This window comes from Streptomyces sp. NBC_01197, assembly GCF_036010505.1.
Lineage (GTDB): Bacteria > Actinomycetota > Actinomycetes > Streptomycetales > Streptomycetaceae > Streptomyces.
The window spans coordinates 5582281-5604525 of sequence record NZ_CP108569.1 but is presented as its reverse complement, the minus strand read 5'-3'; the positions used below and the strand labels follow the sequence as shown (position 1 = coordinate 5604525).

At 71.0% G+C, this 22245-nt stretch carries 21 protein-coding genes; 10 read left to right on the top strand and 11 right to left on the bottom strand.

The window, feature by feature from the left end:
- Window positions 1-5 precede the first annotated feature (5 nt).
- The 5 genes from OG452_RS25810 to OG452_RS25790 form a co-directional block, all read right to left on the bottom strand.
- Window positions 6-1520, bottom strand: coding sequence for an FAD-binding oxidoreductase (locus OG452_RS25810; RefSeq protein ID WP_327297951.1), 1515 nt, complete (start codon window positions 1518-1520; stop codon window positions 6-8).
- A gap of 49 nt (window positions 1521-1569) precedes the next feature.
- Complete coding sequence (locus OG452_RS25805; RefSeq protein ID WP_327297950.1) at window positions 1570-2064, bottom strand: hypothetical protein; 495 nt, start codon at window positions 2062-2064, stop codon at window positions 1570-1572.
- Window positions 2065-2146: 82 nt separating this feature from the next.
- Window positions 2147-2413 (bottom strand): hypothetical protein, encoded by a 267-nt coding sequence (locus tag OG452_RS25800; RefSeq protein ID WP_327297949.1) that lies wholly within the window; start codon window positions 2411-2413, stop codon window positions 2147-2149.
- Window positions 2410-3600, bottom strand: a complete 1191-nt coding sequence (locus OG452_RS25795) for a lipid-transfer protein (RefSeq protein ID WP_327297948.1) — start codon at window positions 3598-3600, stop codon at window positions 2410-2412. The genes OG452_RS25800 and OG452_RS25795 overlap by 4 nt, the downstream gene beginning before the upstream one ends.
- Window positions 3601-3856: 256 nt before the next feature.
- The gene (locus OG452_RS25790; protein ID WP_327297947.1) at window positions 3857-6097 is read right to left on the bottom strand and encodes an acyl-CoA dehydrogenase; all 2241 of its coding nucleotides are present in this window, start codon (window positions 6095-6097) and stop codon (window positions 3857-3859) included.
- A 190-nt stretch (window positions 6098-6287) separates the two neighbouring features.
- Here OG452_RS25790 and OG452_RS25785 point away from each other — a divergent pair, with 190 nt between their 5' ends.
- The 5 genes from OG452_RS25785 (at window position 6288) to OG452_RS25765 (ending at window position 12059) form a co-directional block, all read left to right on the top strand.
- Window positions 6288-8114, top strand: a complete 1827-nt coding sequence (locus tag OG452_RS25785) for an MFS transporter (protein WP_327297946.1) — start codon at window positions 6288-6290, stop codon at window positions 8112-8114.
- Window positions 8115-8270: 156 nt separating this feature from the next.
- Complete coding sequence (locus OG452_RS25780) at window positions 8271-8912, top strand: class I SAM-dependent methyltransferase (protein WP_327297945.1); 642 nt, start codon at window positions 8271-8273, stop codon at window positions 8910-8912.
- Window positions 8913-9009: 97 nt separating this feature from the next.
- Entirely contained in the window at window positions 9010-9957 is a 948-nt protein-coding gene (locus OG452_RS25775) for an N-acetylmuramoyl-L-alanine amidase (protein WP_405560718.1), read from the top strand.
- Window positions 9958-10068: 111 nt separating this feature from the next.
- On the top strand, window positions 10069-10935 hold the full coding sequence (locus OG452_RS25770; RefSeq protein WP_327297944.1) for a hypothetical protein: 867 nt from the start codon (window positions 10069-10071) through the stop codon (window positions 10933-10935).
- 113 nt (window positions 10936-11048) lie between these two features.
- Complete coding sequence (locus OG452_RS25765) at window positions 11049-12059, top strand: LLM class F420-dependent oxidoreductase (protein WP_327297943.1); 1011 nt, start codon at window positions 11049-11051, stop codon at window positions 12057-12059.
- A gap of 69 nt (window positions 12060-12128) precedes the next feature.
- Here the strand turns inward: OG452_RS25765 and OG452_RS25760 are convergent, their stop codons facing one another.
- Complete coding sequence (locus OG452_RS25760) at window positions 12129-12905, bottom strand: maleylpyruvate isomerase family mycothiol-dependent enzyme (RefSeq protein WP_327297942.1); 777 nt, start codon at window positions 12903-12905, stop codon at window positions 12129-12131.
- A 134-nt stretch (window positions 12906-13039) separates the two neighbouring features.
- Between OG452_RS25760 and OG452_RS25755 the strand changes: the two genes are divergently transcribed.
- Window positions 13040-13330: a hypothetical protein gene (locus tag OG452_RS25755; RefSeq protein ID WP_327297941.1), complete on the top strand. Its 291-nt coding sequence runs from the start codon at window positions 13040-13042 to the stop codon at window positions 13328-13330.
- 30 nt (window positions 13331-13360) lie between these two features.
- Here the strand turns inward: OG452_RS25755 and OG452_RS25750 are convergent, their stop codons facing one another.
- The 3 genes from OG452_RS25750 to OG452_RS25740 are packed head-to-tail and all read right to left on the bottom strand — an operon-like array spanning window position 13361 to window position 16534.
- Window positions 13361-14440, bottom strand: coding sequence for a prenyltransferase/squalene oxidase repeat-containing protein (locus OG452_RS25750; RefSeq protein WP_327297940.1), 1080 nt, complete (start codon window positions 14438-14440; stop codon window positions 13361-13363).
- Window positions 14437-15168 (bottom strand): class I SAM-dependent methyltransferase, encoded by a 732-nt coding sequence (locus OG452_RS25745; RefSeq protein ID WP_327297939.1) that lies wholly within the window; start codon window positions 15166-15168, stop codon window positions 14437-14439. Before OG452_RS25745 ends, OG452_RS25750 begins: the two co-directional genes overlap by 4 nt.
- A 43-nt stretch (window positions 15169-15211) precedes the next feature.
- Window positions 15212-16534: a glycosyltransferase family 4 protein gene (locus tag OG452_RS25740; protein ID WP_327297938.1), complete on the bottom strand. Its 1323-nt coding sequence runs from the start codon at window positions 16532-16534 to the stop codon at window positions 15212-15214.
- 208 nt (window positions 16535-16742) lie between these two features.
- Between OG452_RS25740 and OG452_RS25735 the strand changes: the two genes are divergently transcribed.
- Window positions 16743-17372 (top strand): TetR family transcriptional regulator, encoded by a 630-nt coding sequence (locus OG452_RS25735; protein WP_327297937.1) that lies wholly within the window; start codon window positions 16743-16745, stop codon window positions 17370-17372.
- Between the two features lie 44 nt (window positions 17373-17416).
- On the opposite strand, the gene OG452_RS25730 is transcribed toward OG452_RS25735, so the two are convergent.
- Together OG452_RS25730 and OG452_RS25725 are read right to left on the bottom strand one after the other, a co-directional pair.
- Window positions 17417-17650 (bottom strand): ferredoxin, encoded by a 234-nt coding sequence (locus tag OG452_RS25730; RefSeq protein WP_327297936.1) that lies wholly within the window; start codon window positions 17648-17650, stop codon window positions 17417-17419.
- On the bottom strand, window positions 17643-19124 hold the full coding sequence (locus OG452_RS25725; protein ID WP_327297935.1) for an aldehyde dehydrogenase: 1482 nt from the start codon (window positions 19122-19124) through the stop codon (window positions 17643-17645). The genes OG452_RS25730 and OG452_RS25725 overlap by 8 nt, the downstream gene beginning before the upstream one ends.
- 198 nt (window positions 19125-19322) lie before the next feature.
- Between OG452_RS25725 and OG452_RS25720 the strand changes: the two genes are divergently transcribed.
- The 3 genes from OG452_RS25720 to OG452_RS25710 all read left to right on the top strand — a co-directional run bounded on the left by OG452_RS25720 (window position 19323) and on the right by OG452_RS25710 (window position 22056).
- On the top strand, window positions 19323-20396 hold the full coding sequence (locus OG452_RS25720; RefSeq protein WP_327297934.1) for an MBL fold metallo-hydrolase: 1074 nt from the start codon (window positions 19323-19325) through the stop codon (window positions 20394-20396).
- Window positions 20397-20590: 194 nt separating this feature from the next.
- Window positions 20591-20851: a hypothetical protein gene (locus OG452_RS25715; RefSeq protein WP_327297933.1), complete on the top strand. Its 261-nt coding sequence runs from the start codon at window positions 20591-20593 to the stop codon at window positions 20849-20851.
- An 11-nt stretch (window positions 20852-20862) separates the two neighbouring features.
- A complete protein-coding gene (locus tag OG452_RS25710) occupies window positions 20863-22056 on the top strand; it encodes an SPFH domain-containing protein (RefSeq protein WP_327297932.1) in 1194 nt (397 codons plus the stop codon).
- The last annotated feature ends 189 nt before the right edge of the window (window positions 22057-22245 follow it).

The window sequence follows — 22245 nt, the reverse complement described above, 5'->3', positions numbered from 1 at the left end:
CTCGGTCAGCAGACCGCGGGCGGGATGCTCTGGTCGTACTGGAAGACGTTGTGCGGGTCGTACTTCGCCTTGATCTTGCGCAGGCGGTCGAAGTTGTTCCGCCAGTAGGCGGTCTCCCAGTCCTGCGTGCCGATGTTCGGCACGTTGACGTAGGCGCCGTCCACGTAAGGGCGCAGCTCCTGGCTGAACTCGGCGATCCATGCCTGGGCCTGCGGCGTGAGCGGGTCGCAGATGCCCGGCTCGTCACTGCGCTTGCCCCAGCCGACGCCGGGCTCGGCGTAGAAGAGCGCGTCGCGGTGCGGGAACGCCGTGCCGCATTGGGGGCTCTTCCTGACGTTCCCGCCGAACGCCTGGAGGAAGTAGTTGCTTTCGTCCGTAGGAGCGGCCCTGATGAACGAGGAGACGATGTCGATCGCCTTGGTCGGGAACGGCTTCTTGGCGAACTGCGAGTAGAACTTCCAGTTGGCCGGCTCGAGCTCGGTCGGGATCTGGAATCCCGCGTACACGTCGCCCCAGTTGCCCACCTGCGTCGTGACCTCCGGGCTGCCGATCGACAGGATCGGGGCCAGCAGCCTCTTCGTCTCCGCGGGCGTTCCCTCCGGGAGCACCGCGAACAGCAGGGTCTGGTTCCGGTGGGCCTCGAGCTGGGTGCCGAGGCGAACGTCGGTGTACGGCGCAGTGCGCTGGTAGGCCTCGAAGAGCCTGCGCAGGTCGCCGGTGCCGTCCCACGTGGCCTGGAGATACGTGACGCTCTTCAGCGGAGCCAGCTTGTAGGTGAGGGAGGTGACGATGCCGAAGTTGCCGTTGCCCGCTCCGCGCAGCGCCCACAGCAGATCCGAGTGGTGCTTCAGGTCGACCTTGATCACCTTGGCGCACTCGTCGCCTTCCGCGACGACGATCTCGGCGCCGATCAGGCTGTCACAGGCCATGCCGAGCCAGCGGGTCAGGAAGCCGAAGCCGCCGCCGAGCGTGGCGCCGGACAACCCCACGCTGCCTTCGGTACCCGTCGTCACCGCGAAGTTTCGCTTCGCGAGCGTGGTCACCGCTTCTTCCTGGTTGAGCCCGGAGCCGACGGTCGCGACGCGGGCGCCGGCGTCGATGTGGACCGACTTCAGTTCGCTGACGTCGATCACGAGGCCGCTGTCGACGTTCGACCAGCCCTCCAGGCAGTGGCGGCCGCTGCGGATCCGCAGCGCGACATCGTGCTGCCGCGCCCACGTCAGGGCGTTGACCACGTCCTGGGTGTTCTGGGCGAAGACGATGACCAACGGATAGTGGGAGAAGAGCTGATCCCAGCCCAGGCGCGCGTCCGTGTACCCGGCGTCGTGGGGCCGGACGATCCGCCCGGTCAGCTCCGCCGGCGGGCAGTGTCCGTGCCCCCCGAGCGCTCCGCTCACCGAAGCCTCCGTCACAGCGCTCGCAGCGGGGGCTGCGGCAGCAGCGATACCCGGCACGACGACGGCACCGGCGCCGACGACCGCCGAAGTCTTGAGCAACCGACGCCGGGAAAAGTCGTTCATGGTCCGTGTCCTCTCAACCACTCACGGGAGCGAATTGGCATTTTGTGGATCAACAGGGCAAAGCGGACGGTAGCAAGAGCGCCCACGACTGCCCGTCCCGACACGCTCGCCACCATGGCCAAGTCGGATGCCAGAGAGCCATCCACGCAGGTGAGATCTGTCCCGGCCCAAGGCGGGGCCCTTGCACAAGTCGCTTCCGGACGGAGGCTCTTAGTGCTCTGCGTCGTAAGTCCTTCGGCGCGTTGATCATGCTGCCGGGGCGGCAGAGGATTCTTCTGAGGTGATCGGCGGTGTGCCGGTCGAGCCTGACCAGCAGATCGTCCAGGTCGGAGGTGGTGAACTTCCCCTGGAACGGTTGTGCCGTGGCGTTGTAGAGGTCTTCGAAGGCTCGGAGCCCGTCCGCGACCTCGTTGAGGTCGGTGAAGTCGTTGGGTGTCACGACCTTGCGCTGCACGACGGAGAAGTAGATCTCCACCTTCGCGTGGTGGACGTCGTAGGCGGCCAGGAAGGCCACCGCGCCGCCGCGGCCGTAAGTGTGGTTCACCCGCATCGCCCTGGCCTGCCCGGGGGCCAGGGTGGGTGGCAGCGGCAGCGGGCCTGGATGGAGGTCTTCTCATCCGCGCTGATCACGTACTCGTCCGGGCCGAGCGCTTCGCCGTTCCAGATGCGGGCATAGAGGTCGAGCACGCGCTCGGCCTTGGCCGGAAGGCAGGGTCGGTGATGAAGGTCCAGGACTGGTACTGCCAGGGCTTGAGCGCGTCCTGCTTGGGCCAGCGCCGCACGGTGGAGGCGGAGATCGCGCCGGCGATGGCGCGGCCGACGACCTCGCGGGCCAGCTCCGGGGCCGACCAGCGCGAGAGCGGTGTGCCGCCTGGGCGCGCCGGAGCGCTCACTCCCGCCGCAGCACCGTCACCACCGCGGCCCCGCCGAGACCGATGTTGTGCGCGAGGCCGACCCGGGCCCCCGGTACCTGCCGGCCGCCGGCCTCCCCGCGCAGCTGCCAGGCCAGTTCGGCCGCCTGGGCCAGGCCCGTCGCTCCCAGCGGATGGCCTTTGGAGATCAGCCCGCCCGACGGGTTGACCACCCACCGGCCGCCGTGTGTCGTCGCCCCGCTCTCCACGAGCTTGCCCGACTCCCCGTCGGCGCACATGCCCAGAGCCTCGTACGTCAGCAGCTCATTGACCGAGAAGCAGTCGTGCAGCTCGACGACGTCGACGTCCTCGATACCGAGACCGGACCGCTCGTACGCCTGCCGCGCCGCCTCGCGCGACATCGGCCGGCCCACCGCGTCGATGCACGAACCCGACGCGAAGCTCTCCTCGGTGTCCGTCGTCATCGCCTGGCCCGCGATCTCCACCGCCTTGTCGTGCAGGCCGTGTTCGACGAGGAACCGCTCCGACACGACGACCGCCGCGGCGGCGCCGTCCGAGGTCGGCGAGCACTGGAGTTTCGTGAGCGGCCGGTGGATGGTCTTCGCCGCCAGGATCTCGTCCACCGTGTAGACGTCCTGGAACTGGGCGCGCGGGTTGTCCGCCGAGTGCCGGTGGTTCTTGGCGCCGACCGCGGCCAGCTGGGCGGCGGTCGTCCCGTACCGCTCCATGTGCTCCCGGGCCGCGTTGCCGAAGATCTGCGCGGTCGGCGGAGACATCTCGAAGCCGTGTCCCGCGGCCATGATCCCGTAGTGCCTGGCCACCGGGGACGTCTTGAAGTCCCCACTGTCCGCTCCGCCGCCGAGCGCGCCACGCTGCATCTTCTCGAAGCCGAGCGCGAGCACACAGTCCGCGATGCCGCCCTCGACGAACTGCCGCGCCATCATCAGCGCCGTCGACCCGGTGGCGCAGTTGTTGTTGACGTTGTAGACGGGTATCCCGGTGAGCCCCAGCTCGTACGCGGCGCGCTGTCCGGCCGTGGAGGCCTGGAAGCAGTAGCCGACGGGCAGTTGCTGCACCTGCCCATAGGCGACCCCGGCGTCGGCGAGCGCCTGGGTGCCTGCCTCCTTCGCCATGTCCCAGTACTGCCAGTCACGGCTCTCCGGCTTCTCGAACTTGGTCATCCCGACGCCGACGATGTACGCCTTCATGGTCCTGTCCCGCTTCCCGGGCCCGCTGCCCTGTCCCGCGCCCGGCGTGCCGCCGGACTTCCACCTGACGCCCCGTCAGATAGGTAGATAGTGGCAGCGGGAGACGGTCAGCGGAAGGCCGCGGGCCCGGTGAGTGCCCGGCCTCGTGCAGTTCGAGCGCGGTGCTCCTTACTGGCGTGGGGACGGGGCGGGGCCAGGATGGATTTCAGCCTTGGGTGAGGCGGTCGATCTCCGCCTCGACCGGGCGGCGGGGCACTCACGGATCGCGCGGCAGGCCGAGCAGACGCTCGGCGACCACATTGAGCTGCACCTGAGTGGTCCCGCCTGCGATGGTCAGGCAGCGCGACATCAGGAAGCCGTGGACGGCCTGCTCCCCCGGTCCTTCACTGACCGCGCCGGCCGGCCCCAGCAGTTCGAGGGACAGCTCTGCGACCTTCTGCTGGTGCGGGGTCTGCACCAGCTTCCGCACGGAGGCGCCCGCGCCCGGTTCGAGCCCGGAGACCTGCTGGAGGGTGGTGCGCAGCCCGATGCAGGCGAGGGCGTGCGCCTCGGCGGCGAGCGCGCCGATCCGGGCACGCTGGGCGCCGTCGAGCCCGTCCGACCTGGCGATCAGCGCTTCGAGTCCGGTGGGGAAAGTCAACTGGTCGGCCATGTGGACGCGTTCGTTGCCGAGGGTGTTGCGGGCCACCCGCCAGCCGTCGTCGACCGCGCCGAGTACCGCGTCATCGGGCAGCAGCACGTCGTCGAAGTACACCTCGTTGAAGAGCGAGTCGCCGGTGATCTCCTTGAGCGGCCTGATGTCGATCCCGGCGGTCCTCTTCATGTCCACCAGGAAGTAGGTGAGCCCCTTGTGCCGGGGGGCTTCCTGGTTCGTACGGGCGAGCAGGATGCCGTGGTCGGCCCACTGCGCGGCTGAGGTCCATAGTTTCTGGCCGTTGACCAGCCAGCCGCCCTCGACGCGGTCCGCGCGGGTACGCAGCGAGGCGAGGTCGGATCCGGCGCCGGGCTCCGAGAAGAGCTGGCACCAGAGCACGTCGCCGCGGAGCGTCGGGGCCAGATGACGAGCGCGCTGCTCCTCGGTCCCGTACGCGAGCAGGGATGGCACCACCCAGGTGGCGATCCCCAGATCGCTGATCCGCACCCCTGCCGCATTCAACTCCTGTTGTACGGCGAGTTGTTGGACCGGACCCGCGCCGAGGCCGTACGGCTCCGCAAGGTGGGGGGCCGCGTACCCGGTGGGCGCGAGGACGCGGCGCGCCTCGGCCGGGTCCAGGCCGCGGACGGCCCCGATCGCCTCGCGGGCCCGCTCCCGGTACGGGGCGGCCTCGGCGGGCAGTTCCAGGCGCAGTTCCCGGCGTGCGCCCGCGGCGGCGAGCCGCACGGCCCGCGCCCGGTGGGTGTCGCCGGGGCCGAGCAGCTGCCGGGCGACGACGGCGCGGCGCAGATGGAGGTGTGCGTCGTGTTCCCAGGTGAAGCCGGTGCCGCCGAGGATCTGGATGCAGTCCTTGGCGCAGCTGTGGGCGGCGTCCAGCGCGGTGGCGGCCGCGAGCGACGCGACGAGCCCGCGCGCCCCGGCACTCACCTCGGCACCCGCCTCGGCACTCGCCTCCCCGCTCGCATCGGAGGAGTCGCAGCCCGCTTCGGCGGCCCGCGCCGCGTCCCAGGTCAGCGCCCTGGCCTGCTCGACCCGCAGGAGCATGTCGGCGCAGAGGTGCTTGACGGCCTGGAACTGGCCGATGGGCCGCCCGAACTGCTCGCGCACCTTGGCGTGCTCGGTGGCGGTGTGCAGCGCCCAGGCCGCCGTACCGCAGGCGTCCGCGGCGAACAGGACGGCCGCCAGATCGGTGACGACCTCGGCGTCGAGTGTCAGCAGCCGGCCGGCCGGTACGTCCGCCCGCAGCCGCACATCGGCGGTCGGCCGGGTCGGGTCCACGCTCCGCTGGGCACGTACATCGAGATCCACGGCGTCCACGGCGGCCCAGTGCCCCTCGTGCCGCAGCAGGACCAGACCGGCCTCAGCCCCGCCGAGTACCGGATCGCCCGCGTCGCCCAGGGCCACCGCGCCCGTCCACCGTCCGTCCGCGAGCGGCGCCGCGAGGTCGGGGCGGCCCGCGCGGTGCAGCACGGCGGAGGCCAGCACAGTCGGGAGATAGGGGCCGGGAAGCGCCGCACGGGCGGCCTCCTCCAGGATGACGGCCTGCTCCAGGAGGCCGCCGCCCCCTCCCCCGTACTCCTCGGGGAGATGCGCTCCCAGCAGCCCCTGCGCGGCGAGGGACGCCCAGTGGGCCGGTGGCACATCGCCGCCACCGGCACTGTGACCGCCGGCACTGCCACCGCCACTGCCGCGGCCACTGCCACCGCCGTCCTCGCCGGCGCCGTCGCTGCCGGGTGGCGCGTCGAGCAGTTCGCGGGCCTTGGCGGGCGGCACCTCCCGCGCCAGCAGCCCCCGCACGGCGTCGGCCAACTCCCTCTGCTCCTGCGTGATTCCGATGCCCATACACAGCGAGGCTAGAACACGTTCCATTCTGACGGAAGGTCAGGTACCGAGGCCGGAGCAGGTGATACAGATCACGCGGCACTTATATGGCGTTTACCGGAATACACGAACCCCTCCGGAAGCTTCATAGTGCAACCACTTGGACGCCCGGTCCCCTGCCGGTCCGCCCTACGCCCTGGAGGCTTCACGCATGACACAGGCCGCTCCCTCGCTGCCCGAGATCACCACCGAGGAACCGCGCACCCCCCGTGGCAGGGGCGGCATCGTCCCCGTACTCGCCTTCGCAGGCATCGTCGTGGCCGTCATGCAGACGCTGCTCGTCCCGGTCATCAAGGACCTGCCGACGCTGCTGAGCACCGCCCCGTCGAACGCCACCTGGGTCATGACCGCCACGCTGCTCGCGGGCGCGATAGCCACCCCGATCATGGGCCGGCTCGGTGACCTCTACGGCAAGCGGCGGATGCTGCTCGCCAGCCTCGCCGTCATGGTGATCGGCTCGCTGATCTGCGGGTTCACCGACAACCTGCTGATCATGATCGTCGGCCGTGCGCTCCAGGGCTTCGCCATGGGCGCCATCCCGCTCGGTATCGGCATCATGCGCGACGAGCTGCCCCGCGAGAAGCTCGGCTCGGCCATGGCGCTGATGAGCTCCTCCATCGGCGTCGGCGGCGGGCTCGCCCTGCCGGCCGCCGCCCTGGTGGCACAGCACGCCGACTGGCACGCCCTGTTCTTCGGCGCCGCCGGTCTCGGCGTCATCTCGATGCTGCTCACCCTCGTCTTCGTACCGGAGTCCTCGACCCGCGCCCAGGGCAGCTTCGACACCATCGGCGCGCTCGGTCTCTCGGCCGGTCTGGTCTGCCTGCTGCTGCCGATCACCAAGGGCTCCGACTGGGGCTGGACCTCGGGCACCACGCTCGGCCTCTTCGGCGGTGCGCTCGCCATCCTGCTGCTGTGGGGCGTGATGGAGCTGCGGGTCGCGGCCCCGCTGGTGGACCTGCGCACCACGGCCCGCCGCGAAGTGCTGCTCACCAACCTGGCGTCGATCATGGTCGGTGTCGCGTTCTACGCCATCTCGCTGGTGCTGCCGCAGCTGCTCCAGCTGCCGAAGGCGACCGGTTACGGCCTCGGCCAGTCGATGGTGGTCGCGGGCCTGTGCGTGGCGCCGCTCGGCCTCACGATGATGCTCACCGCGCCGGTCTACGCCAAGATCGCCGCGAAGTACGGGCCCAAGGTCTCGCTGATGATCGGCATGCTGATCATCGCGATCGGGTACGGGGCGGGGCTCGCCCTCATGAGCGCGCCCTGGCAGACCATCATCATCTCGGTCGTCGTCGGCGCGGGCATCGGTCTCGCCTACTCCTCGCTCCCCGCGCTGATCATCGGCGCGGTCGACCCCTCCGAGACGGGCGCGGCCAACGGCCTGAACACGCTGATGCGTTCCATCGGCACCTCGGTGTCGAGTGCGGTGATCGGCATGGTGCTCGCGCACTCATCGACCGCGCTGGGCCCGGTGTCCGTACCGAGCATGAGCGGCTTCCGCACCTCGTTCATGATCGCCACGGCCGCGGTCGTGATCGGCCTGGCCTTCGCGGCGTTCCTCCCCTCGCGCAAGCGCGCGGCCGCGAAGTCGCGGCCCGTCGCCACGCAGGACGGCGGCACGGCTGAGGGCAGCACGGCGTCCGTCGCCGAGGCCGCGGCGGCCCTGCTCGAAGCCCAGGACCGCGGCTTCCCGGATTTCCGGGGGTTCCAGGGGCGGGTGCTCGACGCCGACGGCGCTCCGGTGCCGCGCGCCACGGTCACGCTGATCGACCACCGCGGCCGGCAGTCGGGGATCGTGGTCGCGGACGGCGCCGGCACCTTCGCGCTCGCCGCGCGGTCGGCCGGTACGTACATCCTGGCCGCCACGGCGCCCGGCCTCCCGCCGCTGGCCACCCATGTCGCGTACACGAGCGTCGATCAGCTGGTGGCGGTGGACCTGAAGCTGGGAGCGACCGTGCCGGCCAACGCGAGCCGGTAGCCATCGCCGGGGCCGGGGCGAGCCGGCAGGCGTCGCCGGGGGCCCGCTCGGGGCCCCCGGCCCCCGGGACTAGCATGGCCCGGCCCGGCCCACCGGCAAGCCCCACCCGTACCCAGCCCCGCCCAGCCCCGTCCCGCCCCGCACAGGAGGATCCCCATGGCCGCCCCCACGCCAGCGACCCTGGCCGCGTTCGAGGCCGCCAAGGGGTTCATGCCCGCGGACGAAGGGCTCGCACTGTACGAGGCGGCCGTGCTGGCCGCCGGGCTCGGCTTCCCGCTCCTGGAGGTCGGCACCTACTGCGGCCGGTCCACCCTCCTCATCGCCGACGCCGCGCGCGCGGCCGGGGTCCCCGCCATCACCGTCGACCACCACCGCGGCAGCGAGGAGCAGCAGCCCGGCTGGGAGTACCACGACCCCTCCGTCGTGGACCCCGAGGTCGGCCTCATGGACACGCTCCCCACCTTCCGCCGCACCCTGCACAGGGCGGGACTCGAAGACCATGTGATCGCGATGGTCGGCCGGTCCCCGCAGGTCGCCAAGGCCTGGGGCGGACCGCTCGGCCTGGTGTTCATCGACGGCGGCCACACCGACGAGCACGCGAGCGGCGATTACGAGGGCTGGGCCCCGCACCTCGCGGACGGCGGGCTGCTGCTCGTCCACGACGTATTCCCGGACCCGGCCGACGGCGGCCAGGCCCCGTACCGCGTCTACCTCAGGGCCCTCGCGTCCGGCGCCTTCACCGAGATCTCCGTAACCGGCTCGCTGCGCGTCCTGCGGCGCACCGGAACGGGGATCTGAGCAGCCGGACCATCCGGGCCCCCGGCCGGACGGCCGGGCCAGGACCGGTCGGCGACGGAAGGCCGGGCTGTCGCGGGGGAGGCCGTAAGCTCGCGCCGTGCTGTACGACGACGATGACGACACCCGCCCCTCCCTCGCGCGCCGCCTCCGGAAGTCACCGGGGGTGATCACGGTCGCCGTCCTGGTGCCCGCCTGTCTGGCGGGCTGGCTGATCTGGCATGCCGTGGGCGGCCCGGACGAGACGTCCGCGAAGACCCCGGCGCAGACACGGGCACAGGACAGCACCCCGAGCGCCACCCCGTCGAAGCCCTCGCATACGGCGACCGGCGACGACGACGAGCCCGGCAAGAGCGCACCCGCCGGACAGGGACCGCTCACGGGAAAGGTCGTCGTGATCGACCCGGGGCACAACCCGAGCAATTACCGTCACCCCACCGAAATCAACCGCCGGGTGAATATCGGCAATGGCACAACAGAGTGCGACACCACCGGCACTTCGACCAATAACGGTTATGCCGAGGCCCAGTTCACTCTCGATGTCTCGCACCGGCTGCGCGCCCTGCTCGAAAAGCAAGGGGCGAAGGTCACGTTGACCCAGAACGACGACCACAGTTTCGGCCCCTGTGTGACCGAACGGGCCGCCTTCGGCAACAAGGCGAAAGCGGACGCCGCCGTCTCCGTGCACGCCGACGGCTCGTCGGCCGGCCACCGGGGTTTTCATGTGATCCTTCCCGCCCTGGTGAAAGCGGGTACGGCCAACACCGCTGACATCGTGGCCCCGTCGCGTGATCTCGGGACGCGGATCGCCGGAAAGTTCGTCCGGGACACCGGAACCGCTCCTTCCAACTACATCGGCGGCGGTACGGGGTTGGACACCCGGGGTGATCTCGGCGGGCTCAATCTCTCAACCGTGCCCAAAGTGTTCATCGAATGCGGCAATATGCGTGATCCCAAGGATGCCGCTCTGCTCACAAGCGGAAGCTGGCGCCAGAAGGCCGCACAGGGGATCGCGGACGGCATCAGCAGCTTTCTCCACGCGGAGTGACGAGACCCGACACACGAGCCCCCGGGGCAGACGATAGATTCACCCCTACGATGGGGAGCCGCCCCCGAGCTCCACGCCGCCCCGACGAGCCGACCTACTAAGGATTCTTACGTGAACATCCGCTCCCTCACACGAGGCGACGGCGTGGTGATCGGAGCAGCGGTGGTGCTGTTCATCGCCTCGTTCCTCGACCTCACCTCTTACGGCAACCAGTGCAGCGGTTCGTACTGTGCCAACCTGAACAACCCCAGCGCGTGGGACTCACTGGGCACGCTGATGAGCATCTACCTGGCCGGCGTCATCGGGGCAGCCCTGATCACCGTGGCCCGCGCGCTGCCGCAGCCGCGCAAGGTCGCGGGTCTCGACATGGCTCAGTTCGGTGTCGCGTTCACTATCTTCGCCGCGTGGACGGGTTTCTGGACCCTGGTCGACGCGTCGAGCCGGGGGGCCGGACTGATCCTGGGATTCATCGCGGCGCTGGTGCTCGCGGGCGCGGCTGTCGCCGGCCCGATGCTCCCCGCGCTCAAGGGCCCGCTGATGAGCGCCCCGAAGCCGGCCGCCGTGACGCCGTCCCCGTACGGTGTGCAGGCAGCCGGTGCGCCGGGCCAGGGCTACGGGTACCCGGGCGCACAGGCCCAACAGCCCTACGGCGCCCAGCCGCAGCCGGGTCAGCCGCAGCCCGCGTTCGGAGCCCAGGCCGCCGCGCACCCCGGCCAGCCGCAGGACACCCACCAGCCCACGGCGGCCCAGCCGCAGCCTTCGGCCGACGCCCCCGCCGGGGAGTTCGCACCGTTCTGGTTCGCTGTCCCGGTGGCGCGCCCGCTGTACGGGGAGGACGGCTCGCCCGCCCCCATCGCCGAACTGGCCCCGGGGACCTGGTACCTGGCTGTCGAGCAGCGTGGCCCGGGCCTGATCGCGCAGACGCAGGACGGCCGGCGCGGCGTGCTCCAGGACACCACGGGCATCCAGCGCGGCTGACGCCCTTTCTTCCAGCCCTGACGCCTCACAGCCCCCGCCCCTTCCGGGCGGGGGCTGTTGCGTCTACAGTCGCCTGACGGGCCGTCAGTTATTTGCGACCGGGAGGCTTTACGATGCGTCTAGGACTCGCCCTCGGCTACTGGGGCCGCGGCCCGGACCCCGGTCATCTCGAACTGGCCCAGGAGGCCGAGCGGCTCGGCTACGCATCCGTCTGGACATCCGAGGCCTGGGGCTCCGACGCCTTCACCCCGCTGACCTGGATCGCGGCGCACACCTCCCGTATCCGGCTGGGCACGGCGATCGTCCAGATGGCGGCCCGCTCCCCCACGGCCACCGCGATGCACGCACTCACCCTGGACCACCTCTCCGGCGGCCGGATGATGCTGGGTCTCGGGCTTTCGGGACCGCAGGTGGTGGAGGGCTGGTACGGACGCCCGTTCCCCAGCAGCCCGCTCACCGCGACCCGTGAGTACGTCGACGTCATCCGCCAGGTCCTCAGACGGGAGGCCCCGGTCGAGCTGGAGGGCCGCTTCCACGCCCACCCGTACCGGGGCGCGGACGGCACCGGTACCGGCAAGCCGCTCAAGCCGATCACCCATCCGCTGCGGGCCGGACTGCCCATCCTGCTGGGGGCCGAGGGGCCGAAGAACATCGCCCAGACCACCCGTATCGCGGACGGCTGGCTGCCCCTGTACTGGTCGCCGACCCGCTTCGACGTCTACGAGGCGTCGCTCGCCGGCCTCCCCGATGACTTCATGATCGCGCCGATGGTCCGTGCGCACGTCTGCGACAGCGTGGCCGACGGCCTGCTGCCGGTGAAGGCGATGCTCGGCTTCTACATCGGCGGCATGGGCCACGCGGCCCGTAACTTCCACGCGGACCTGATGGCGCGGATGGGGTTCGAGGCCGAGGCCCACCGCATCCAGGAGCTGTTCCTCGCCGGCCGCAGGGAAGAGGCGGTGCTGGCGGTGCCGGACGCGTTCGCCGACGAGATCTCCCTGGTGGGACCGCGCCAACGAATCGCCGAACGGCTGGAGTTGTGGCGTAAGGGCCCCGTGACTGACCTGTTGGTGACGGCTCCGGACCTGACGACGCTGCGGGTGCTGGCAGAGCTGAACACCTGAACCGCACCGGCAGCCGCTGCCGACTCTGCCGTCCTGCCGGGGGCGGGCCGGCAGGGTCGGCGCGAGTCCCTAGAACGAGGCCCGCTCCAGCCAGAAGTCCAGCAGTTCCCGGTCGCCCAGCACCTCCACCCGGTCGCTGCCCGCGGGCAGCCGCCGGTAGAAGACCTGGAGCACGTCGGTCAGCGGCCCCCGCAGCGCCACCGTCGCCTTCTCGTGCGCCCGGCGCCAGCTGAACCCGTCGTCACCGAACTCGACCAGCCACTCCGCACCGGCCGCGTCCGTGGCGTGCAGATGGATCGACCGGCCCGCTCCCCGCAGGTCGGCCGCGTCCTTGTCGCCTGAGGCCTGCGCGAAGGCCAGGATCTCCAGCCACTCGTCGATGGTGTCGGCGGCGACGTCCGCATCGACGTCGAACGGCACACCGGCCGTCAGGGCCGCGTCCGCCCGGTGGACCACCGTCTCGTGGACCATCCGGCGCGCCCAGAACCCGGCGCGCTGATCGGCCGCCCACGTCCAGACCACCGTGTCCGGGCCCGCCGCCCGCAGGGTCGCCGCGAGCCGCGCGGCGCCCGAGGCCAGCCAGTCGCCCAGGGCCTCCGGGTCCTCGTCGGCCGGACCGGCGCTGTCCGGCACCTGGCCGGGCGGAACCGCCTCGGTTGCCTTCGTCCGTACGATCGCCTCGGCCCAGCGGTGCGCGCGGCCCAGATGGCGGGTCAGCTCCCCCAGGCTCCACTCCGGGCAGGTCGGCACCGTCGCCGCCAGGTCGGCTCCGGCCAGCGCCGCCCCGAACAGTTCGGTCTGCCGCAGGAGTTCGTCGCAGTAGTGGTCATGTCCCAGTAGCGTCATGGCCTCACCCTAACCAGCGCAGTGGCGCGGAGATCGCGGATATCCCGGGCCGGTCCGGTCACGGTCGGCCCCCGGAAAGGGCCTGACTGACCGACGGGGGTTTCACACAAGCACAAGCGGCAACACGTTCGACCATGTCCAGATATTCGAGCGCAAGCAGCCCGGCGGCGAAAGCCATCATGGTGGTCGCCGATGTCATGGCCTTCATCCTGGGCCTGTGGATTCTGATGTATCTCCTGGACGCGAACCGGGCCAATGACCTGGTGACCTTCGTCCACCACGCGGCCGACTGGCTGGCCGGCTGGTCCCGCGACCTGTTCACCTTCAATGAGGCCTGGGCCCGCGTCGTCTCGGGCTACGGCCTCGCGGCGGTCGTGTACCTCTTCATCGGCCACCTCGTCGCGGGCCGGTTGCGCCGGCACTGAGCCGCCACCCGCGCGGCCCGTGCCGAACCGTCAGCGGCAGCAGTCCGGTTCGAGCCCGGTCGGCAGCCGCTCCGCCCCGAAGACCGCGGTGGTCGCCTCGTCCCCGCCGAGCGCGGCCACCGCGAGCAGCAGTGATCCCGCCGTCCAGCTGGTGCGTTCCAGCGGCCACAGCGCCCGGTCGTCGAACACGTACCCCGTCCAGTACATACCGTCGTCCGCACGCAGGTGCCGGATCGACTGGAGTATCTCCAGCGCCCGGTCCGACTCCCCCATCACCCAGAGTGTCAGGGCGAGTTCGCAGCTCTCGCCACCGGTCACCCAGTTGTTGGGCAGCACACAGCGCACCCCGAGGTCCGGTACGACGAAGCGGTCCCACTCCCCGTCGATCCGCTGCTTCGCCGCCGATCCGCCGATCGCGCCGCCGAGCACCGGGTAGTACCAGTCCATCGAGTAGCGGCTCTTGTCGAGGAAGCGCTCGGGGTGGCTGCGGATCGCGTGCCCCAGCGCGCCAGTCGCCAACTCCCAGTCGGGTTGCGGCTCCTCGCGCTCGTCGGCGAGCGCGAGCGCGCAGCGCAGCGCCTGGTAGACGGACGAGCAACCGGTCAGCAGCGCGTCCTCGACGACCGCCCCGCCCTCCTCTGCCGGCTCCCTCTTCCAGCCGATCTCGCCGCCCGGCTGCTGGAGTTGGAGCACGAACTCGACCGCGGCCCGCACGACGGGCCACATCCGGTCGGCGAAGGTGTCGTCGCCGGTGGCCAGATAGTGGTGCCAGACGCCGACTGCGACGTACGCGCAGAAGTTGGTCTCCCGGCCCCGGTCGGTGATCCGGGCCGCGTCGCCGTCCTGGTAGGCGGCGTACCAGGAGCCGTCCTCGTTCTGGTGCCGGGCGAGCCAGGCGTACGCGCGCTCCGCGGCCTCGTGCTCGCCGGCGGCGTCGAGCGCCATGGCCGCCTCGGTGTGGTCCCACGGGTCGAGGTGGTGCCCGCGGAACCAGGGGATCGCGCCGTCCTCGCGCTGGACGGCGAGGATCCCGGCGACCGTGCGGGCGGCCTGCTCGGCGGTGAGGACTCCGGGCAGGACCAGATGTTCCGTACGGCCCGGTGAGGTCACGCGTCCACCCGCGGTGTGTGCGGCTTGGTCGCGTACGCCACGAAGCTCTTGCCGACGACCGGGTTCAGCGCGCGCTCGGCGAGCCGGGTCGCCAGCGGCTTCTTCATGATGTCCCAGACGAGGAGCTGGTGGTAGGCGCGGACCGGCAGCGCCTTGTCGTTGTCGACGCCGAAGGCGCACTTGAGCCACCAGTACGGCGCGTGCAGCGCGTGCGCGTGGTGACTGCCGTACGGACGCAGCCCCGCCTCGCGGATCTTGCCGAGGAGTTCGTCGGCCTTGTAGATCCGGATGTGGCCGCCCTCGACCTCGTGGTAGGCGTCGGAGAGCGCCCAGCAGACCTTCTCGGGTCCGTACCGGGGGACGGTGATCGCGATCCGGCCGCCGGGCTTCAGCACCCGGACCATCTCGGCGAGCACTCCTTTGTCGTCCGGGATGTGCTCCATGACCTCGGAGATGATCACGACGTCGAAGGAGGCGTCCGGGAACGGCAGATTGAGCGCGTCGCCCTCCATGGCGGTGGCGGTGGCGCCCGCGGGGGCCTCGCCCTCCTCCTTCATGGCGGCGAACCACTTGGCGACCTCGCGGATCTCCTCGCCGTTCTGGTCGAGCGCCACCACCTGCGCGCCGCGCCGATAGCACTCGAAGGCATGCCGGCCCGCGCCGCAGCCCAGGTCGAGCACACGGTCGCCCGGAGCGAGCGGGAAGCGGGAGAAGTCCACGGTCAGCACGGGGGTCTGCCTTCTTCGCTAGGGGTATGGGAGGGGATGCGGCCTAGGCCGGCACGGAAGGGGTGCCGGAGCGGCGGGCTGCGATGGCTTCGCGGTAGCGCTCCGCGGTGCCGATGGCGGCCTGCTTCCAGGTGAAGCGGGCCAGGACACGTTCGCGCCCGGCCACGCCGAGGCGGGTGCGGAGCACGGGGTCGGCGAGCAGCCGGGACAGGGCGCCGGCCAGCGCGCCCGCGTCGCCGGGTGGCACCGCGAGGCAGGTCTCGCCGTCGGCGCCGGTGACCTCGGGGATGGCTCCGCCGGTCGTGGCGACCAGCGGGGTGCCGGTGGCCATCGCCTCGGCCGCGGGCAGCGAGAAACCCTCGTAGAGCGAGGGCACACAGGCGATCTGCGCGCCGCGCACCAGGTCGACCAGCTCCTGGTCGCTGATGCCCTTGACGAACCGCACCGCCCCGTCGAGCCCGTACCGCTCGATGGCCTGCGCGACCGGTCCGTCCTCGGCTCGTCTGCCGACGACGACAAGGTGGGCGGCCGGGTGCTCGGTACGGAGCTTGGCGAGCGCCTCGACCAGATGGATCAGGCCCTTGAGCGGTACGTCGGCGCTCGATGTCGTCACGATCCGGCCGGGCACCTCGGCCACGGCCGGGTCGGGCGCCCAGAGTTCGGTGTCGGCGCCGATGTGCACGACATGGATGCGGTCCTCGCGCACCCCGAGATCCTCGATGATCTCCTGCTGCGACGAGCCGGAGACCGTGAGGACCGACGGGAGCCTGCGGGCGACCCGCTTCTGCATCCGGGTGAAGCCGTACCAGCGGCGTACGGAGGCGCGGCGGCGCCAGCCGTCCGCGGCCGCCAGGTCGAGCCGCCGGTCGACGGTGATGGGGTGGTGGACGGTGGTGACCAGCGGCGCACCGAGGTCGCCGAGCAGTCCGTAGCCGAGGGTCTGGTTGTCGTGGATGACGTCGAACTCGCCGCGCCTGGCCAGGAGATGGCGCCGGGCGCGCAGCGAGAAGGTCAGCGGCTCCGGGAAGCCGCCGGTCCACATGGTGCCCACCTCGACGGCGTCGATCCAGTCGCGGTACTCGTCGCGTCCCGGGGTACGGAAGGGGTCCGGGCTGCGGTAGAGGTCGAGGCTGGGCAGCTCGGTGAGCGGTACGCCCTCGTCCAGCACCGGGAAGGGCTGGGCGCCGATCACCTCGACGCTGTGGCCGAGCCGGGCCAGCTCCCGTGAGAGGTGCCGGGCGTAGACGCCCTGACCTCCGCAGAAAGGATTGCCCTTGTACGTGAGGAACGCGATACGCAGCGGGCCCCGGGCACCGGCGGCGGAACCACCGGCAAGGGGGCCCGCTTCTATGGCCTCAGCGGTCACACTCGGCCCCCTTCTCGCAGCAGTCCCGGCGGAGCGTAGTCGCTCACGCTAATCTAGAACAAGTTCTCGCAAGCCTGGGGCCCGAGGGCGCCCCCGGAAGAACTCAGCCAGACTTGATCGTTCAATGAGCTTCGAATCTACCGGCAGGTAGCTCCGTCGCAGCAGCCGGATCAGGTGATTCGCGCCACGGCGGGATCGGATGGGACAGATGACTGTGGAAGCCAGGCCGGCATCGCCACCCCTGACGGAGCGGCAGGAGGCGCGCCGCCGCAGGATCCTGCACGCGAGCGCCCAGCTGGCCAGCCGCGGCGGCTTCGACGCGGTGCAGATGCGTGAGGTCGCCGAGTCCTCGTCGGTGGCGCTCGGCACGCTGTACCGGTACTTCCCCTCCAAGATCCATCTCCTGGTCGCCACCATGCAGGACCAGCTCCAGCATCTGCACACCGCCCTCCGCAAGCGGCCCCCCGCGGGCGACACCCCCGCCGAGCGTGTCGCGTCGACGCTGATGGGCGCCTTCCGCGCGCTCCAGCGCGAGCCGCATCTGGCGGACGCGATGGTCCGGGCGCTGACCTTCGCCGACCGGAGCGTCAGCCCCGAGGTGGACACCGTCTCCCGTCTGACGACGGCGATCATCCTGGACGCGATGGGCCTGGAGCACCCCACCCCCGAGCAGCTGTCGGCGGTCCGGGTCATCGAGCACACCTGGCACTCCGCGCTGATCACCTGGCTGTCGGGGCGGGCGTCGATCGCCCAGGTGAAGATCGACATCGAAACGGTCTGCCGGCTGATCGACCTGACCGGCCCGGACAGCGGTCCGGGCCGGATCGCGGCACCGTAGCGGCTCCATGGCTCCCGCCCGGCAGGGCGCCACCGGCCGATGCGCTACTCGTCCGGCGGGAAGACCGTCTCGCCGCTCTCGAGCAGCGTGATCATGATGGCCTCGACCGGACAGCCCTCCGCGGCGGCCAGCACCTTCTCGTTGGCGTCGGTCTCCGGCGACCGTGGCCGGGACTGGCGCGCCGAGTCGAGTGCGAAGCCGTCCGGTGCGTGGTTCACACACATCCCGGAGCCGATGCAGACGGAGCGGTCGACCTCCACGCGCCAGCGGTCACCCATTACCCGCCTCGCCCGCTGCCGGTTCGTACCCGGCGGGAAGGTGGATCATCTTGTGCTCGAAGTACTCGCCGTACCCCTCGGGCCCGAACTCCCTGCCCACTCCGGAGTTCTTGTAGCCGCCGAACGGCCCGAGCATGTCCAGGCTGAAGGTGTTCACGCTGTACGTGCCCGTCCTGACCCGGCGCGCGATCTCGATACCGTGCTCGACGTCCGCCGTCCACACACTGCCGCTGAGCCCGTAGTCGGAGTCGTTGGCGATCTTCACGGCCTCCTCCTCGTCGCCGTAGGGCAGCAGGCAGATCACCGGGCCGAAGATCTCCTCGCGGGCGATCCGCATCGAGTTGTCGACGTCCCCGAAGAGGGTCGGCTCGACGTACCAGCCGCCGTCGATGGCCGCAGGCCGGCCGCCGCCGGTGAGGATCTTGGCGCCCTCCTCCTGGCCGATGCGGATGTAGTCCAGTGAGCGCTGCTGCTGGCGGCGTGCCACCAGCGGGCCGACCTCGGTCGCCGGGTCCATCGGGTCGCCGACCTTGAGCGCGCCCGCCGCCGCGGCGAACGCCTCGGCGATCTCGTCGTACCGGCTGCGCGGGACCAGGATCCGGGTCTGGGCGACACACGCCTGCCCGTTGATCATCCAGGCGAACGGCACGATGCCCGCGACCGTCGGTTCCAGGTCCGCGTCGGACAGGATGATCGCCGCCGACTTGCCGCCGAGCTCCAGGGTCACCCGGGTCAGATTGCGCGCCGCGACCTCCATCACGCGCTTGCCCGCGGCGACGGAGCCGGTGAACGACACCTTGTCCACGCCGGGGTGCCCGACCAGGTACTCGCTCACCTCGCGGTCGGCCGGGAGGATCGACAGGACCCCCTTCGGCAGCCCTGCCTCGCTGACGATGTCGGCGAGGACGTAGGCGTCCAGCGGGGTCTCCGGCGAGACCTTCAGGATCGCGGGGCAGCCCGCGAGCAGCGCAGGGGCGAGCTTGGCGGCGGCCGTGAACTGCGGGACGTTCCACGGGACCACCGCGGCCACCACCCCGACCGGCTCACGCCGTACGAGCAGCTTGCCGAGGACACCGTCCCGGCTCTCCTCGTACGGGAAGGCGCGGGCGGTCGTGATCGCGGCGTCCCACACCATCATCGCGGCGAGCGCCTGCACCATGGTGCTGGAGGTGTACGGGGTGCCGTTCTGGGCGCTGATGACGCGGGCGATCTCCTCGTACCGCACGGCGAACGCGTCCTTGATCCGGGTGATCACCTCGATCCGCTCGTCCAGTGACATCCGGGGCCAGGGGCCCTCGTCGAACGCCTGCCGCGCCACGGCCACAGCGCGGTCCACATCGGCCTCGGACGCGTGCGGCACGCGCCCGATGACCTGCTCGGTGTGGGGCGAGACGACTTCGATGACGTCGGTGCCGAGTGGTTCGGCCCACTCCCCGCCGATGAAGAGCTGCCGGTGTTCCACAAGCTCGGTCATGACTGACTGCCTCCCGGGGGACACTTCCTGACGCTGTATCAGAACTGATACCAGTTCTACTTCGCATCCGGAACCCCCAAGGGCGCGCGGGGGCCTGCCGGAACCGCTCCCGGCAGAACACGCGGTGTCATTGAAACCGGTTCTAGTTATAGTGAGTCGCGATCAAGGGCAGTGCCCCGGAAGAGAGTTGAGGACGCCATGGCGCAGGTGACGGAGCACGGCGGAGGCGTCTGGTCCATCGAGGTCCCGATTCCGGACAATCCCCTGGGCCACACCCTGGTCCACGTCATCGAGACGGACCGCGGCCCCGTACTGATCGACACCGGCTGGGACGACCCCGCCTCCTGGGACGCGCTGTCATCGGGTCTGGCGGCCCTCTCCCTCTCCGTGCCGGACATCCACGGCGTCCTCATCACCCACCACCACCCCGACCACCACGGCCTCTCCGGACAGGTGCGCGAGGCGTCCGGGGCCTGGCTGGCGATGCACGCCGCCGACACCGAGGTCGTCAAGCGCACCCGCGGTGCCGAACCGGCGGCCTGGCTGGAGTACCTCACCCGGAAACTCGCCGCCGCCGGAGCGCCCGACGAACACATCGCACCGCTGCGCCGGGCCCGCGCCTCCGGCGGGATGCGGACGCTCCCGGGGCTGCGGGCCGCCGTCCCCGACCGCGAGATCGTCCCCGGCGACCTGCTGCCGCTGCCCGGCCGCAGACTGCGCGCCATCTGGACGCCCGGCCACACCCCGGGCCATGTCTGCCTCCATCTGGACGAGGAGCACCCGGCGAACCTCCCGGGCAACGGGCGGCTCTTCTCCGGCGACCACCTGCTGCCGGGCATCACCCCGCACATCGGGCTCTACGAGGACCCGGACGACGCCACGGTCACCGACCCGCCCCCACTCTCAACTTCGTTCGGGCGGGGGGACCCCCTCGGCGACTACCTGGACTCCCTGGAGCGGATCGGCCGGCTGGCCCCCGCCGAGGTGCTCCCCGCCCACCAGTACGCCTTCACCGACGCCGCCGGGCGGGTACGGGAGTTGCTGGCCCACCACGAGGACCGGCTCCGGGACCTGCTGACCCTGCTGGCCCGGCCGCTCACCCCCTGGCAGACAGCCGAGCGGATGGAGTGGAACCGCCCCTGGGAGCAGATTCCGCACGGCTCACGCAACATCGCGGTCTCGGAGGCCGAGGCCCATCTGCGACGGCTGGTGAAACTGGGGCAGGCGGAAGCCCTCACCGGCAGTGACCCCGTGACCTATATGGCGGTATAGCCGGAAACATTGCCCCGTTCCTTCCGGTACGCGCGCAAGGCGGCGGCAAACCACCCCGGATCAGGCCCGCCACCCACACGTCACCCGCTCCCCGCCCGCGTCCGAACTCGGGACCAGCGGAGGATAGTCCGCAGGTCGGAGTAGCGTTAGGGTCATGCATTCAGTACCGCACATCACGAGGGGGGCGGCCGCCGATGGCGCCGGACGAGGCTGTGATCGGCTGCACGGGGAAGCTGATCCTGGCAACGCGCGGATCCGCCGGCCCCGGTGAGGTCCTGATCCAGGTCAGAGGAGGCTGGGAAGCCTTTCTCGCCTGGTCCCAGGAGCCCTTGTCGTACGGGGCGACAGTGCTCGTGATCGAATCCCGCGGTACTCGCCAGGTCGACGTCATCGAGTGGACCGATCCCGTGGACCCGCTGGATGCGCTGACCCTCGACCCCGGCGACACCGACTAAGGAGACCAAGGATGTTGGGTTATCGCGTTCCAGCGCCGGACGAGGCCATGCTCATCTCCGGAGGCAGGCGTGGTCTGGGCGGTGCGCCCTTCAGGGTCGTGACCGGCCACGGCAAGTTCGTCCTCCCGGTCTTCCGCAAGACCCGCTTCCTGACCCTCGCGATGTGCGAGGCGGAGGTCGCCGAGACCTGTGTGACACGGCAGGGCATCGTGCTGACCGTGCGGGCCGTCATCGCGTTCAAGGTCGGCAACGACACCGAGAGCATCGTCAACGCCGGCCAGCGCTTCCTCTCGGACCAGGACCAGATGTCGGTGCTGACCGGGCGGATCTTCTCCGGTCATCTGCGCTCGATCATCGGCTCGATGACCGTCGAGGAGATCGTCACCGAGCGGCAGAAGCTCGCCACCGAGGTGCTGGAGACCTCCAAGACGGAGATGGCCAAGATCGGTCTGATCGTGGACTCGCTCCAGATCCAGTCCATCGACGACGGCGAGACGGGCTATATCGCGGCCATGTCCGCCCCGCACACGGCGGCCATCCAGCGGCAGGCGCAGATCGCCCAGGCGCAGGCCACCCAGGCGTCCGTCGAGGCGCAGCAGGAAGCCACCCGTAACCAGGCCGAGTACCAGCGACAGACCGCCGTCGTACAGGCGCAGTACTCGGCGGAGGTGGACCGCGCGCAGGCGCAGGCCGCCCAGGCCGGTCCGCTCGCCCAGGCACACGCGCAGCAGGAGGTGCTCGCGGCCCAGACCGAACTGGCCCAGCGCGCCGCCCAGTTGCGCCAGCAGCAGCTGGTCGCCGAGATCGTGAAGCCCGCCGAGGCCGACGCCGAGCGCATCAGGGTGCTGGCCGTGGCCGAGGCCGAGCGGATGAAGATCCAGGCCGCGGCGGCCGCCTCGTACGACCGGGTGGCGCTCGACCGGATGCTGATCGACCAGCTCCCGCAGATCGTCAAGGAGGCCGCGTCCGGCCTCGCGGGCGCCAATGTCAACGTGCTCAACGGCGCGGACGGCCTGGGCGAGATCGCGGCCGGTCTGGTGGGCCAGGGCCTGACGATCCTCGACTCGGTACGGAAGAACCTGGGCGCGCAGGACGGCGACGCCCACCAGGGCGGCCGGGGCGCGGAGATCCAGCGCTACCTGGGCGCGAAGTCCGGCAAGGACAACGGTGACAACGGCGACAACGGGCCGATCGACATCAAGTAGGAGCGGTCGCCCGTCCCGGACAGCCCCGGGGCCGTACGGGACGGGCACGGACGAGAACGATCGAGTACGGACGGCGGCGCACCGGTTCCAGCGGTGCGCCGCCGTCCGTTCCCCCCGGCCGCCCCCAGCCACCCCGAGGGCGCTCGGTACAGTAAGAACGTCGTCATCACACCCGCACAGGGGGAAGCC